Source organism: Bacillus sp. M5A3_1b (genome assembly GCF_053345335.1).
In genome coordinates, this window is sequence record NZ_JBKEZY010000001.1 from 670,078 (window position 1) to 684,712 (window position 14,635).

Consider the following 14,635-nt stretch of genomic DNA (forward strand, 5'->3'; position numbering starts at 1 on the left):
CCATTAAACTATATTTTCATCTTATTCAGCTTCTTGCTCCAATAAACGAACACCATTACCAGCTAAAAAGTGATCTGGCTGAATTTCAGTTGCTTTCTTAAATAAAGTAAGAGCCTTCTCGTTATTTTCTTCAAATACGTACGCAACACCTAAATTATAATACGCATCTGCATGCTCTTCATCCATTTTTAATACCTTTTCAAAATAAGGTTTCGCCTCTTGAATATGTTCTAAACGTGCAAAGCAAAGTCCGCACTGGAACACAGCTTCTACATCGTTTTCATCTAATTCTGTTGCTCTTTGTAAAAATGGAAGTGCAAGACGATCATTTCCAAGCTGCACATGTGTAATACCTAACATAAATGTTACATCAGCTGATTGTAATCCCGCTTGCATCGCTTGTTCAAATACAGCCTTTGCCTCCGCAAATTGCTCTTGACCGTAATATACATTTCCTAATCCATAATAAGCAGCCGCAGATTTATCATCTAATTCTAATGCACGTTTATAAAATAAAATTGCTCTTTCACTATCACCTAGTACATCTAATAAGTTCGCAAAATTAATGTATCCAAGCGCATCTTTCGGATTTTCTTCGATTGCTTCTGTGAAATTTTTAGCAGCTTCTTCCCAGTTTCCTTCTTGCATATATTGAATACCTGTTTCAAGTTTGTTTGACATGTCCTTCACCTCTACAACAAATTATAACAAAGAATGTATTTTCCAAGCGAACGAAAATTCGCTTTATGTAAAAGAAACCTCTAACCGCTAATCGGCAGAGGCTTCTCATTTTATCCTAAATATTCCAATTTCTTACCACTACGATATACTTCATCAATTGTAGCACCGCCTAAGCACTCATCTCCATCATAGAAAACAACTGCTTGTCCTGGTGTAATTGCACGAATTGGCTCATCACAAAGAATACGAACTGTATTTTCATCAACGATTTGAACCGTTACTTTATTGTCTTCTTGACGATAACGGAATTTCGCTGTGCACTTAAATTCTTTTTCTTTCGCTTCATTACTTACCCAGCCGATATTCGTAGCAATAACTTCATCACCATATAGAAGCTCGTTATGGAATCCTTGATCAACATATAAAATGTTTTCTTTCAAGTTTTTCCCAACAGCAAACCACGGATCACCGTTACCACCAATACCAAGGCCATGACGTTGTCCAATTGTATAGTACATTAAACCGTCATGCTTCCCTTTCACTTCACCAGATAATGTTTGCATCACACCTGGTTGCGCTGGTAAATAGTTGCTTAAGAAATCTTTAAAGTTACGCTCACCGATAAAGCAAATACCAGTACTATCTTTCTTCGCCGCTGTCGCTAAACCAGCTTCTGTCGCCATTTCACGAATTTGCGGTTTCTTTAATTCACCTAATGGGAACATTGTTTTTGATAATTGCTCTTGGCTTAATTGATTCAAGAAATACGTTTGGTCTTTATTATCATCAACGCCGCGAAGCATTTTATATTCGCCGTCCATATAAGCAACGCGTGCATAATGACCTGTCGCTACATAATCAGCACCAAGCGCAATCGCATGCTCTAAAAATGCTTTAAATTTAATTTCTTTGTTACACATTACATCTGGGTTTGGTGTACGACCAGCTCGGTACTCATCTAAGAAGTACGTAAATACTTTATCCCAGTATTGTTTTTCAAAGTTTACTGCATAATACGGAATGCCAATTTGGTTACACACTTCAATTACATCATTGTAATCTTCTGTTGCTGTGCAGACACCATTCTCATCTGTATCATCCCAGTTTTTCATAAAAATTCCGATTACATCATAACCTTGCTCTTTTAATAAAAGAGCTGCTACAGATGAATCGACGCCACCGGACATCCCGATGACAACGCGTGTTTCTTGAGGTAGTTTGTTCATCATGTCACCTCCCATGCTAATTTTGTGTTAATCGCTTCACGATTTTCACTGTTTCGTACGCCGCTTTCTCAATTTGCTCTTTCGTATTTCCAAGTCCGAAACTAAAGCGTACGGATGAACGTATTTGATCGGAGTCTTTTCCGAACATCGCTACTAATACATGTGATGGATCAATCGAACCAGCTGTACAAGCCGAACCACTTGATACTGCAATGCCAGCTAAATCTAAGTTCACAAGAAACGGTTCAATGTTCATTCCTGTAAAACTAATATTAAACACATGTGGTAAGCGATATTCTAAGTTTCCGTTTACCTCGAAAGTAATGCCTTCATTTTTGAAGACAGATACCATTATATCTTTAAACTCTTCATATTGGGCATTTTTTTGCTCACGAGTTTTTTCAGCTAACAAAATCGCATGCTGAAGCCCGGCAATACTCGGTACATTTTCAGTACCAGCACGGCGTTTTCTTTCTTGCTCCCCGCCTATTAATAACGGTTCAAATTTCACATTTGCACCAGCGTATAGGAACCCGACACCTTTTGGCCCGTTAATTTTATGAGCTGAAATTGATAATAAATCAATACCAAACTCTTTCACATCTATTTCTACTAAACCGTATGCCTGTACCGCATCTGTATGGAAATAAGCTTGATGCTCTTTTAACAACTTACCTATTTCCGCAATTGGCTGCATCGTCCCAACTTCATTATTCCCAAACATAACAGATACGAGAATTGTCTCTTCTGTTAATGCCTTTTTTATGTCAGAAACTTGAACGCGTCCTGTTTCATCGACAGGTAAATATGTCACTTCAAACCCTTCACGCTCTAACAGTTCACACGTATGCAAAATTGCATGATGTTCAATTTGCGTCGTTATAATATGGTTACCTTTATGACGGTTTGCACGTGCTACACCGATAAGTGCTAAATTATCAGCTTCTGTACCACCGCTCGTAAATATAATTTCATTCGGATTCGCATGAATGCTACGTGCACACGCGCGTCTCGCCTCATCTACTGCATGGCGCGTTTGACGTCCATAAAAGTGAATACTAGACGGATTTCCGAATGTTTCTGTCATATATGGAATCATCTTTTCGACCACTTCTGGGTGAGTCGGAGATGTCGCAGCATGATCTAAGTAAATGCGTTCCATTAAATCTCCTTCTTTCCAAATCGTTTCACAAGGAATTAAATGTAAAACATATAGCCCCCGTGATTTTCTTCCTCATAACGTACTAAATCTTCTAACGTTGTACTATCTAACACTTCTTGCACCGCATCACGAACACGCATCCATAATTGGCGTTGTGCCGGTTCCTCTTCTTCTATCATTTCTACAACACTAATCGGACCCTCTAATACACGGATTACATCCCCAGCTGTAATGTTAGCTGGCTGATCAGACAATACATATCCGCCATATGCCCCGCGCGTACTCTTTACTAGACGAGCGTTACGAAGTGGTGAAATTAATTGCTCTAAGTAATGTTCCGATAAATCATGTGCCTGCGCAATTGATTTTAAGGAAATTGGACCTTCACCAAACTTTTTTGCAAGATCGATCATAATTGTTAAGCCGTAGCGGCCTTTCGTTGAAATCTTCATCTATTTTGCACCTCTTTTCAAATTTTCACTTCTATTGGTTATATCTTATTTATAAAAGAACACAATTTAAAATCCTATGAAATTATAGCATAATATAGTATTATAAGAAATTTCAACTTGTGTATCAAAATGATAACATAAAATCACATTGAAAAACTCGGAAATTATTACAATTGAAAGAAAAATGAAAATATTTATATTCATTTTTTCCACAAAACAGCATCCTATTTCAAATTCCACTAAAAAAAATGATACGATAGAAAGAGATTATACATTAAGGGAGACGGTAAAAATGAAACAACCACTCGCACATCGAATGCGCCCTACAAATATTCAAGAAATTATCGGACAACAACATTTAGTTGGTGAAGGAAAAATTTTATGGCGAATGGTCCAAGCAAATCATTTTCAATCTATGATTTTATACGGCCCTCCAGGCACAGGAAAAACATCCATTGCGAGCGCAATTGCAGGAAGTACTGGAACCCCTTTTCGCCTATTAAACGCTGTTACTCATAATAAAAAAGATATGGAAGTTGTCGTACAAGAAGCAAAGATGCATCGACACCTCGTTTTAATTTTAGATGAAGTACACCGTCTAGATAAAGCAAAACAGGATTTTCTATTACCTCATTTAGAAAGCGGACTCCTTACCTTAATCGGTGCAACAACGAGTAATCCGTTCCATGCTATTAATTCTGCTATTCGAAGTCGTTGTCAAATCTTCGAATTACACGCATTAACAGAAGATGATCTTTTAATTGGCTTAAAACGAGCACTTGAAGATAAAGAAAAAGGTCTTGGGGAATATGATGTAACGGTTACGCCGGAAGCATTACATCACTTTGCAAATGCATCTGGTGGAGATATGCGTTCTGCTTATAATGCACTTGAACTAGCTGTTTTATCTAGCTTTACAACGGACGAAAAAGCTGCGGTAATTACGCTAGAAATTGCAGAAGAATGCTTGCAAAAAAAGAGCTTCGTTCACGACAAAGGCGGTGATGCTCATTATGACGTATTATCGGCATTTCAAAAATCGGTACGCGGAAGTGATGTAAATGCAGCACTTCACTATTTAGCACGTCTTATTGAAGCTGGTGATTTACAAAGCATTGGTAGACGTCTTCTTATTATGGCATATGAAGATATCGGACTTGCTAGCCCGCAAGCCGGACCTCGTACACTAGCAGCTATAGAATCCGCTGAACGAGTTGGATTCCCGGAGGCACGCATACCACTTGCAAATGCTGTTATCGAGCTTTGCTTATCACCAAAATCAAACTCAGCTTACAAAGCACTTGATACTGCATTACACGATTTACGTAACGGTCAAACAGGCGACATTCCAAGTCATTTAAAAGATAGTCATTACAAAGGCGCAGAATCACTTGGAAGAGGCATTGGATACTTGTATCCACACGACCATCCAAATGGATGGGTACAACAACAATACTTACCTGATAAAATAAAAAACAAACAATATTATAAACCGAAAACGACAGGAAAATTTGAGCAAGCACTTTCTACTGTATATGAAAGATTACAAAGTTCGAATAAAACGAAAAATAAAGGGTAACCTAAGCGAAAACGTCACCATTATGGAGGCTTCGCTTATGAAAACACGTCAAGATGCATGGACAAAAGAAGACGATCTCCTTTTAGCAGAAACTGTTTTACGACATATTCGCAGCGGTAGCACACAAATAAAAGCATTCGATGAAGTCGGCGATACATTGAACCGCACTTCCGCAGCTTGCGGATTTAGATGGAATGCTGAAGTAAGACCGAATTACGAAGATGCGGTGCAACTTGCAAAAAAACAACGTAAAGAATTAAAACGCTCTGAAGCTAAAATAGAAAAAGAGCATTTCACGCAAACGAAACAACTCGTAATTGATGCCGAGTTCTCAGAAGATATTATGCCAAACAAACAGGATCTTACAATGCAACATGTCATCTCGTTTTTGCAAAACTTAGAGCATACCAACCCTTCACTCGCAAAGTTACAAACTGAAAATGAAGTATTACAAGCTCAGCTCACGACTTTGAAAAAAACGAATCATGAACTGGAAGCAAAATTAGCGGTACTCTCAAAAAAACAACAAGCAATCGAAGAAGATTATGCAATGCTTGTTAGAATTATGGACCGTGCTCGAAAACTCGTTTCGGTTGAAGAACAAGAAGAACAGATCGCTCCCATTTTCAAAACAGATCAAAATGGAAATTTAGATATTATTTATTCTGCAGAGAATTAAAAACAGGGATGTCACTTTTTTGACTAAGTGACATCCCTGTTTATTTTTTCTGTGAATGATATATTGGTAAATGAAATTATATCGACGATTTTTCAAATATATCTATCGTAACTTACAATATATCAACGATTTTTTTAATTATATCAACTATTCGACAAGAGATATCGATTTACCAACAAATATTGACAAAACAAGTCGATTTGTCATAAAAGGAAATTTATAGGGTTAATTAGATATATTTAACTTAAATGTTACTATAAACATATACGATTGAAAGGAGCTGATTGCCATTTCATTAGTAGTCTTCAAAATAACACTCGGTATTCTCGTTCTAACATTAGGAGTTTTTACCATTCAGAGTTTAAAAAAGACTTCCGCCTATAAGTCGGATAAATACGATTATTCTTTATTAGGATTACTTACATTCGAATTATTAGTATTGCAAATATCTGCGATTCTTTAAAACATAATTAGAAAAAGCATATACCCTAGACGGATATATGCTTTCTTTTTATTCTTGCCCTACACGCTTCACTTCAACGTTTTTAATACGTTCACGTACAACGTGACTTGCCATAATTAGGCCTGCCACAGATGGTACGAATGCATTTGATGAAGGTGGTAATTTCGCTTTACGAATTTTTGCATTTTCGTCTGGTACGATTTCTTTACGTACTTCTTCACGAATTACGATTGGGTTTTCGTCAGAGAAGACAACTTTTACACCTTTTTTAATACCATCTTTACGAAGCTTCGTACGAATTACTTTCGCAATTGGATCTGTATGTGTTTTAGAGATGTCCGCAATACGGAAACGAGTTGGGTCCATTTTATTTGCTGCACCCATGCATGAGATAATTTTAATTTTTCGACGTAAGCATTGTTTAATTAAATGAATTTTGAACGTAATCGTATCAGATGCATCTACTACGAAATCCAATCCATGTTTGAAGAACTCTTCATATGTTTCATCAGTATAAAACATTTCTAGTCCAATTACTTCACACTCTGGATTAATGTCTGCGATACGCTCTTTCATTAATTCTACTTTTGAACGTCCTACAGTAGATACTAACGCGTGAATTTGACGGTTTACGTTTGTAATATCTACAACGTCTTTATCGACTAATACGAGACGTCCTACGCCAGAGCGTGCTAACGCCTCTGCCGAAAATGACCCTACGCCGCCAATTCCTAAAATACCGACTGTACTATTTTTTAATATTTCAAGTCCTTCTTTACCGAAGGCTAATTCATTACGTGAAAATTGATGTAACATTCAGCTCTACACTCCTATTACAAAAATGGTCTATCATGTATTCTAGCGTTTTTCCGACTATTTGTATAGAAAAAGTTATAGAATTCCTAAAAATACATATTTCGAGAATAAAAACATAGTGTAAACCGGACTTTTTAAACAACCCTTTCAATATACGCTTAAGAGAACCGAGCAGATCGAGGCACGTGTGCTAGGAGGAGCGCAGTGTAGAAGTACTACTCGAGCACCGGACTAGCATACGTAACGATGAGATGCGACAGTTATCTAAACCGGACTTTTTAAACAACCTCTCAAAAAAAAGTCTAGACGGCTATAGTATAACCATCTAGACTTTATTCTTACTTCTCTTCTTTTAAGCTTAATTTTAAGTTTAACTCTTCAAGCTGTGCTTCTGCAACTGGGCTTGGAGCTTCTGTTAATAAGCAGCTTGCGCTTGCTGTTTTCGGGAATGCAATTGTATCACGAAGGTTCGTACGGCCTGCAAGTAACATAACAAGACGGTCTAAACCTAATGCGATACCACCATGTGGTGGAGTACCGTATTCGAATGCTTCTAATAAGAATCCGAATTGCTCTTGTGCTTCTTCTTGTGAGAATCCAAGTGCTTTGAACATTTTTTCTTGTACGTCACGCTCGTAAATACGAAGTGATCCACCGCCAAGCTCATAACCATTTAATACAAGGTCATATGCTTGTGCACGTGCTTTTTCTGGTGCTGTTTCTAATAGCTCAACATCTTCACGGAATGGCATTGTGAATGGGTGGTGAGCTGCGAAGTAACGATCTGCATCTTCATCGTACTCAAGAAGTGGCCAATCCGTTACCCATAGGAAGTTAAATTTACTTTCATCGATTAACTCAAGCTCTTTGCCTAGACGTAAACGAAGTGCACCTAAGCTATCTGCGACAACGCTCTTCTTATCTGCTACGAATAGTAATAAGTCGCCAGCAGTAGCTTCTAATGTAGCCATTAACGCGTTTGCTTCTTCTTCACCGAAGAATTTCGCAATCGGTCCTTTTAAGCCGTCCTCTTCCACTTTAAGCCAAGCTAGACCTTTTGCACCGTATACTTTTACGAATTCAGTTAATGCATCGATATCTTTACGAGAGTATTTGCTCGCAGCACCTTTTGCATTAATTGCTTTTACTTGTCCGCCACTTTCTACAGCACTTGTAAATACTTTAAAACCACAACCTACTGCAAATTCAGATAGATCTGTTAGTTCCATTTCAAAGCGTGTATCTGGCTTATCAGAACCGTAACGAGCCATTGCATCAGCATATTTCATACGAGGGAATGGCGCACTCACTTCTACACCTTTTGCATCCTTCATAACTTTCGTCATCATGCGCTCCATCATATCTAAAATTTCATCTTGTGTTAAGAATGAAGCTTCGATATCGATTTGCGTGAATTCTGGTTGACGGTCTGCACGTAAATCTTCGTCACGGAAACAACGTGCTACTTGATAATAACGCTCAAATCCGCCGACCATAAGAAGCTGTTTAAATAATTGTGGAGACTGTGGTAACGCATAGAATTCACCATCATGTACACGACTTGGTACTAAATAGTCACGAGCTCCTTCTGGTGTACTCTTCGTTAAAATTGGTGTTTCCACTTCTAAGAACTCTTCTGTGTCTAAGAAGTTACGAATTGTTTTCGTTACGTCGTGACGCATTTTGAATGTGTTAAACATTGCAGGACGACGTAAGTCTAAATAACGATATTTTAAACGCACATCTTCTGATGCATCTGTATCATCAGCAATAATGATTGGCGTTGTTTTTGCTGCATTTAATACGTTTACTTTCGTTGCTTGTACTTCAATACGACCCGTTGCCATATTGTCATTAATTGCGCCTTCACCACGCTCAACAACTGTACCTTCTACGTGCAATACGTATTCACTACGAATAGTTTCTGCTATTTCTAACGCTTCTTTTGATGTTTCTGGATTAAATACAACTTGCACGATGCCTGTACGGTCACGTAAGTCGATAAAGATTAATCCACCTAAATCACGGCGTTTTTGTACCCAACCTTTTAATTGAACTGTTTGTCCAACTGCTTCTACTGTTACTTTTCCACATGCATGTGTTCTTTCAGCCACTGTAAGTTCCCCCTATATTAATTTCTCTGCTACGTATGAAGCAAATACATCTAATGCTACTTCTTCTTGTTCGCCTGTTGCCATATCTTTTAAGTTAATGATGCCTTTATCTAGCTCATCTTCCCCTAATACAGCTACAAATTTCGCCTTTAGACGATCTGCTGATTTAAATTGTGCTTTCATTTTACGGTCTAAATAATCTTTTTCAACTGATAATCCAGCTTTACGAAGATCAAACGCAACTTTCGCAGCATGGTCTTTCGCTTTTTCACCAAGCGCTACAACATAACAATCAATACTATGTTCAATTGGTAATTCGATGTTTTCAGCTTTTAGCGCCATAATTAAACGTTCGATACTCATCGCAAAACCGATACCTGGCATTTCTGGTCCACCGATTTCTTGTACAAGTCCGTTGTAACGGCCACCACCGCTTAATGTAGTGATAGCACCGAAACCTTCTGCCTCACTCATAATTTCAAAAACAGTGTGTTGATAGTAGTCTAAACCACGTACTAAGTTCGGATCTTTTTCAAACGGAACATCCATCATCGTTAATAGTCCTTGAACTTTGTCGTAGTATACTGCTGAATCTTCGTTTAAGTATTCTGTAATAGATGGTGCTGTTCCCATTAATTCATGGTTACGGTCCTTCTTACAATCTAAAATACGAAGAGGGTTCTTTTCTAGACGAGATTGACAGTCAGAACAGAACTCGCCGATACGTGGCTCAAAGTGTGCGATTAACGCATCGCGGTGCGCTTGACGGCTCGCCGCATCACCTAAACTGTTTAATACAACTTTAATATTTTTTAAGCCCATGCCGCGGTAAAACTCTACAGCAAGTGCAATTACTTCTGCATCAATCGCAGGATCGTTACTACCGATTGCTTCAATACCGAATTGTACGAATTGACGATAGCGACCTGCTTGTGGTCTTTCGTAACGGAACATTTGACCAATATAGTATAATTTCGTTGGTTGTGTTGCATCACCGAACATTTTGTTTTCAACGTAAGAACGTACAACAGGTGCAGTACCTTCTGGACGTAATGTTAAACTGCGCTCTCCACGATCTTGGAATGAGTACATTTCTTTTTGTACGATATCTGTCGTATCACCAACACCACGTAAAAATAGCTCAGTGTGTTCAAAAATTGGTGTACGAATTTCTTTATAGTTGTAACGACGGCAAATTTCGCGTGCTTGCCCTTCGATATACTGCCATAACTCAACGCTACCTGGAAGAATATCTTGCGTTCCGCGTGGGATTTGAATAGACATATTCAGTTCCTCCTCAAATTGTTTTAATCTTAATAAAAATAAAAAAACTCCCGCCTCTACTGTTTGAACAGTAGGGACGAGAGTATTATACCCGTGGTGCCACCCTAATTGAAGCACGTATGCTTCCACTTTTTTAATAACGCTTAAATGTGCGTTCATCCCTACTAAGCATATATGCCGTTCAAGTTGAAACCTCTAGAGTGTCATTCAATCAGTCATCATGCAGAAATGTTTTCAGCCTAAGACATTTCTTCTCTTTCCATGTGTGTCTCATTTACTCTTCTCTATCAACGGTTATATTCATATGTAAATATAAAATTACTATACGTTTGTTGAGTAGGATTGTCAAGTACTCTAAGAGCGTTCAATCTGCTTCTTTAGACGCTTTACATCTTGAAGAGAAATCCCAAACTCAGAAGCAAGTTCCATTGAAGTATTGTTTTGCTCTTTTGAAATAAAATCATGAAAATTTACGTTAAACAGTTGATTTGCACCATTTGTAACAGAATGCCCTTTTTCATTCATACGCATACGTATATCCCTCACATTCAATATAGATGTTTTACTTTTTATTGTTCCATATTGATGAAAGAGTTATACATAACTGAAACAGCTATTGATTCCAAATAAAGTGAAACTTTAATGAATAAGGGTTTTGTCCATTGCCACTCATTATTAGCCCTCACTTATCAGGCTTCGACGGGCAGTGGATCTCCCACAAATAGCGAGATAAATGAACAAAACATACAACAATGTATAAAAAAGAGGGGATTATGTAATCCCCTCTTCTTAAGCAATACTATTTACTATCCACAATTAAGGTCACCGGACCATCATTGATTAAAGAAACATCCATCATTGCTCCGAACTTTCCTGTTTCTACATGCAATCCTTGCTTACGAACTTCCTCATTAAAGAAATCATATAAACGCTCTGCATAATCAGGTTTGGCAGCATCCATAAAGTTGGGACGTCTTCCCTTGCGGCAATCTCCGTATAATGTGAATTGCGAAATTGATAGAACTTGTCCTTCTACATCAAGTACAGAATGGTTCATCTTTCCATTCTCATCTTCAAAAATACGTAAGTTCGCAATTTTTTCTGCAATGTAAGTTGCATCTTTTTCTGTATCTTCATGCGTAATGCCAACTAGTAATGTTAAACCGAACGGAATTTGTCCTACGATCTCACCGTCTACTGTGACAGACGCTTCTTTTGATCGTTGTAAAACAACTCTCATCTTTTCTACACTCCCTATTAATGCATCATGCGTCGTACTGCATAAATTTCTGGAACACGTTTAATGCGTTCTACTACTTTTTTCAAGTGCTGTAAGTTACGAATAGAGATTGACATATTAATTGTCGCCATCTTATTACGGTCACTTCTACCAGAAACTGCCGAAATATACGTTTTCGTCTCTGTAACAGCTTGTAATACTTCATTTAATAAGCCACGGCGATCGTAACCTGAAATTTCAATATCAACGTTATACTCAATTTCTTTTTCAGGACTACCTTCCCACTCTACTTCCAATAAACGTTCTATAGCTTCTTCTGTATGAACATTTACACAATCACGGCGGTGAATCGATACACCTCGGCCTTTCGTAATATACCCAACGATATCATCACCTGGAACCGGGTTACAGCATTTAGATAAACGAATTAACAAATTATCCGCACCACTTACTTTAACGCCAGAATCCCATTTTCGAATTTTCATCGGTTTACGAACTTCTTTAACTTCAACGATTTCTTCTTCTTCACGTTGCTTACGGAATTTGTCCGTTAGTCGCGTAACAATTTGCGACGCTGTAATCCCGCTATATCCAACTGCTGCAAACATATCTTCTTCATTTGCAAAATTGAACTTCTCGGCAACACGTTTTAAATTGTCAGGAGCTAACACTTCTTTCATCTCATACTCTAGGCTACGCACTTCTTTTTCAACAAGTTCACGGCCTTTTTCAATATTTTCATCTCTACGTTGCTTCTTAAAGAATTGACGTATTTTGTTTTTCGCATGAGATGTTTGAGCAAGTTTCACCCAGTCTTGACTTGGCCCATACGAATGTTTCGATGTTAAAATTTCAATGATGTCACCAGTTTTTAATTTATAATCAAGCGTCACCATTTTGCCGTTTACTTTTGCACCAATTGTTTTATTTCCAATCTCCGAATGGACACGATACGAAAAGTCAATCGGAACAGATCCAAGTGGCAATTCCATCACGTCGCCTTTCGGTGTAAAGACGAATACCATGTCAGAGAATAAATCAATTTTTAATGACTCCATAAACTCTTCTGCATTAGAAGCTTCATTTTGCCATTCTAATATTTGACGGAACCATGTAAGTTTCTTCTCTAATGTACCTGTTGTTTCTGCTGTTTTTCCTTCTTTATACGCCCAGTGCGCCGCGATCCCGAATTCTGCAATCTCATGCATTTCTTTCGTACGAATTTGCACTTCAAGCGGATCACCTTTCGGCCCAATTACAGTCGTATGAAGAGATTGATATAGATTTGCTTTCGGCATCGCAATATAATCTTTAAAACGACCTGGCATCGGCTTCCAGCACGTATGAATAATTCCAAGTACTGCATAACAATCTTTAATACTATTTACAACGACACGTACAGCTAATAAATCGTAAATTTCATTGAACTGTTTATTTTGCAGTGCCATTTTACGATAAATACTGTAAATATGCTTTGGTCTTCCAGAAATCTCAGGTTGAATTGCAACTTCTTTTAATTTCTCACGAATACCAGTCATTACTTCGTCTAAATATTCTTCACGCTCTGCACGTTTACGCTTCATTAAATTTACGATACGATAGTATTGCTGTGGATTTAAATAGCGAAGTGACGTATCCTCTAGCTCCCATTTAATAGTACTAATTCCGAGTCTATGTGCTAAAGGTGCAAAGATTTCTAACGTTTCATTTGCAATGCGACGCTGCTTCTCTTGAGGCAAATGTTTCAATGTACGCATGTTATGAAGACGATCAGCTAGTTTAATTAAAATAACTCGAATATCTTGAGCCATTGCAATAAACATTTTGCGATGGTTTTCTGCTTGTTGTTGCTCATGAGATTTATATTTAATCTTTCCGAGCTTTGTTACACCATCGACAAGCATAGCAATTTCTTTATTAAATTCCCGTTCAATATCTTCTAATGTAATTTCTGTATCTTCCACTACATCATGTAAGAAACCTGCTGATACTGTAGCTGGATCCATGTGTAAATCAACTAAAATACCTGCAACTTGAATTGGATGAATAATGTACGGTTCACCCGATTTTCTGTATTGTTCGCTATGCGCATCACGTGCATATTCATAGGCACGTGCCACTAGCTCAATATCTTCATCTGCTAAATATTGACTTGCTTTCTCGAGTACCTGTTCAGCTGTTAGTACCTGCTCATTTGCCATCGAATCACCTTTTATTGAAAATTGACTTTATCTTAATTAAGTAGAATAAATTATATTCTATCATTATAACCTAATGATTGTGAATTGTGAAAAGGAAAAGATTTTACTGACATTTCACCTTATTTTTTTGTGCAATTATACAAAAGTACCCGCTCCTCTCCAAGAGATTCACGGGTACTTTTTATCACCGTAGTTTTACCTATATAGTGATTAGTATTTTTCTAATACTAATACATCGTAACCATCTAACATTTTACGACCATCTAAGTAAGTAAGCTCTACTAAGAATGCAATTCCTGCTACAACTCCGCCAAGTTCTTCAACTAGCTTAATTGTCGCTTCAATTGTTCCACCTGTAGCTAATAGATCATCTGTAATCAATACGCGTTGACCTGGCTTAATTGCATCTTTATGGATTGTTAAAACATCTTTACCATATTCTTTACCGTAGTCAACTGTAATTACTTCACGTGGTAATTTCCCTAATTTACGAACTGGTGCAAAACCTACTTCTAACGCATAAGAAACTGGGCAACCGATAATAAAGCCACGTGCTTCTGGCCCTACTACAACGTCAATGTCTCTTTTCTTTGCATACTCAACGATTGCATCTGTTGCTGCTTTGTATGCTTTACCGTCGTTCATTAACGGTGTAATGTCTTTAAATACAATACCTTCTTTTGGATAATCCGGTACAATTGCGATATGTTGCTTGAAATCCATATTTCTGAATCCTCC

General features: G+C 37.7%; 13 protein-coding genes and 1 other annotated feature. Of the genes, 2 read left to right on the forward strand and 11 right to left on the reverse strand.

What is annotated here, in order from left to right; translation table 11 throughout:
* Positions 1 to 21 precede the first annotated feature (21 nt).
* The 4 genes from ACLBWW_RS03570 to cymR form a co-directional block, all read right to left on the reverse strand.
* Positions 22 to 681: a tetratricopeptide repeat protein gene (locus ACLBWW_RS03570; RefSeq protein WP_000066397.1), complete on the reverse strand. Its 660-nt coding sequence runs from the start codon at positions 679 to 681 to the stop codon at positions 22 to 24.
* A gap of 110 nt (positions 682 to 791) precedes the next feature.
* A complete protein-coding gene (mnmA, locus tag ACLBWW_RS03575; protein WP_048541425.1) occupies positions 792 to 1,907 on the reverse strand; it encodes a tRNA 2-thiouridine(34) synthase MnmA in 1,116 nt (371 codons plus the stop codon).
* A 16-nt stretch (positions 1,908 to 1,923) separates the two neighbouring features.
* On the reverse strand, positions 1,924 to 3,069 hold the full coding sequence (locus ACLBWW_RS03580) for a cysteine desulfurase family protein (protein ID WP_048541423.1): 1,146 nt from the start codon (positions 3,067 to 3,069) through the stop codon (positions 1,924 to 1,926).
* 35 nt (positions 3,070 to 3,104) lie between these two features.
* Positions 3,105 to 3,521, reverse strand: coding sequence for a cysteine metabolism transcriptional regulator CymR (gene cymR / locus ACLBWW_RS03585; protein WP_000704116.1), 417 nt, complete (start codon positions 3,519 to 3,521; stop codon positions 3,105 to 3,107).
* Positions 3,522 to 3,813: 292 nt separating this feature from the next.
* Here cymR and ACLBWW_RS03590 point away from each other — a divergent pair, with 292 nt between their 5' ends.
* Both ACLBWW_RS03590 and ACLBWW_RS03595 read left to right on the forward strand, forming a co-directional pair.
* Positions 3,814 to 5,100 (forward strand): replication-associated recombination protein A, encoded by a 1,287-nt coding sequence (locus tag ACLBWW_RS03590; protein ID WP_000812941.1) that lies wholly within the window; start codon positions 3,814 to 3,816, stop codon positions 5,098 to 5,100.
* Positions 5,101 to 5,137: 37 nt separating this feature from the next.
* Positions 5,138 to 5,779, forward strand: a complete 642-nt coding sequence (locus ACLBWW_RS03595) for an RsfA family transcriptional regulator (RefSeq protein ID WP_048541421.1) — start codon at positions 5,138 to 5,140, stop codon at positions 5,777 to 5,779.
* A gap of 511 nt (positions 5,780 to 6,290) precedes the next feature.
* Here the strand turns inward: ACLBWW_RS03595 and ACLBWW_RS03600 are convergent.
* The 7 genes from ACLBWW_RS03600 to ACLBWW_RS03630 form a co-directional block, all read right to left on the reverse strand.
* Positions 6,291 to 7,058 carry a tRNA threonylcarbamoyladenosine dehydratase gene (locus tag ACLBWW_RS03600; protein ID WP_000903181.1) on the reverse strand — a complete coding sequence of 256 codons (768 nt, stop codon included), beginning with the start codon at positions 7,056 to 7,058 and terminating at the stop codon, positions 6,291 to 6,293.
* Between the two features lie 338 nt (positions 7,059 to 7,396).
* Positions 7,397 to 9,172 carry an aspartate--tRNA ligase gene (aspS, locus tag ACLBWW_RS03605; protein ID WP_046958824.1) on the reverse strand — a complete coding sequence of 592 codons (1,776 nt, stop codon included), beginning with the start codon at positions 9,170 to 9,172 and terminating at the stop codon, positions 7,397 to 7,399.
* A gap of 12 nt (positions 9,173 to 9,184) precedes the next feature.
* The gene (gene hisS, locus ACLBWW_RS03610) at positions 9,185 to 10,456 is read right to left on the reverse strand and encodes a histidine--tRNA ligase (protein WP_048541569.1); all 1,272 of its coding nucleotides are present in this window, start codon (positions 10,454 to 10,456) and stop codon (positions 9,185 to 9,187) included.
* Positions 10,457 to 10,525: 69 nt separating this feature from the next.
* Positions 10,526 to 10,756: a binding site (T-box leader), on the reverse strand.
* A gap of 54 nt (positions 10,757 to 10,810) precedes the next feature.
* Positions 10,811 to 10,987: a hypothetical protein gene (locus ACLBWW_RS03615; RefSeq protein WP_001242605.1), complete on the reverse strand. Its 177-nt coding sequence runs from the start codon at positions 10,985 to 10,987 to the stop codon at positions 10,811 to 10,813.
* Between the two features lie 268 nt (positions 10,988 to 11,255).
* The gene (locus ACLBWW_RS03620) at positions 11,256 to 11,696 is read right to left on the reverse strand and encodes a D-tyrosyl-tRNA(Tyr) deacylase (RefSeq protein ID WP_048541418.1); all 441 of its coding nucleotides are present in this window, start codon (positions 11,694 to 11,696) and stop codon (positions 11,256 to 11,258) included.
* Positions 11,697 to 11,713: 17 nt separating this feature from the next.
* Entirely contained in the window at positions 11,714 to 13,897 is a 2,184-nt protein-coding gene (relA, locus tag ACLBWW_RS03625) for a GTP diphosphokinase (RefSeq protein WP_001262796.1), read from the reverse strand.
* 210 nt (positions 13,898 to 14,107) lie between these two features.
* Positions 14,108 to 14,620: an adenine phosphoribosyltransferase gene (locus ACLBWW_RS03630; protein ID WP_000346221.1), complete on the reverse strand. Its 513-nt coding sequence runs from the start codon at positions 14,618 to 14,620 to the stop codon at positions 14,108 to 14,110.
* Positions 14,621 to 14,635 lie beyond the last annotated feature (15 nt).

Excerpts from the sequence above, each read along its gene's own strand:
- ACLBWW_RS03570 (WP_000066397.1), bottom strand. The coding sequence starts at position 681 with ATGTCAAACAAACTTGAAACAGGTATTCAATATATGCAAGAAGGAAAC.
- mnmA (WP_048541425.1), bottom strand. The coding sequence starts at position 1,907 with ATGAACAAACTACCTCAAGAAACACGCGTTGTCATCGGGATGTCCGGT.
- ACLBWW_RS03580 (WP_048541423.1), bottom strand. The coding sequence starts at position 3,069 with ATGGAACGCATTTACTTAGATCATGCTGCGACATCTCCGACTCACCCA.
- cymR (WP_000704116.1), bottom strand. The coding sequence starts at position 3,521 with ATGAAGATTTCAACGAAAGGCCGCTACGGCTTAACAATTATGATCGAT.
- ACLBWW_RS03590 (WP_000812941.1), top strand. The coding sequence starts at position 3,814 with ATGAAACAACCACTCGCACATCGAATGCGCCCTACAAATATTCAAGAA.
- ACLBWW_RS03595 (WP_048541421.1), top strand. The coding sequence starts at position 5,138 with ATGAAAACACGTCAAGATGCATGGACAAAAGAAGACGATCTCCTTTTA.
- ACLBWW_RS03600 (WP_000903181.1), bottom strand. The coding sequence starts at position 7,058 with ATGTTACATCAATTTTCACGTAATGAATTAGCCTTCGGTAAAGAAGGA.
- hisS (WP_048541569.1), bottom strand. The coding sequence starts at position 10,456 with ATGTCTATTCAAATCCCACGCGGAACGCAAGATATTCTTCCAGGTAGC.
- ACLBWW_RS03615 (WP_001242605.1), bottom strand. The coding sequence starts at position 10,987 with ATGCGTATGAATGAAAAAGGGCATTCTGTTACAAATGGTGCAAATCAA.
- ACLBWW_RS03620 (WP_048541418.1), bottom strand. The coding sequence starts at position 11,696 with ATGAGAGTTGTTTTACAACGATCAAAAGAAGCGTCTGTCACAGTAGAC.
- relA (WP_001262796.1), bottom strand. The coding sequence starts at position 13,897 with ATGGCAAATGAGCAGGTACTAACAGCTGAACAGGTACTCGAGAAAGCA.
- ACLBWW_RS03630 (WP_000346221.1), bottom strand. The coding sequence starts at position 14,620 with ATGGATTTCAAGCAACATATCGCAATTGTACCGGATTATCCAAAAGAA.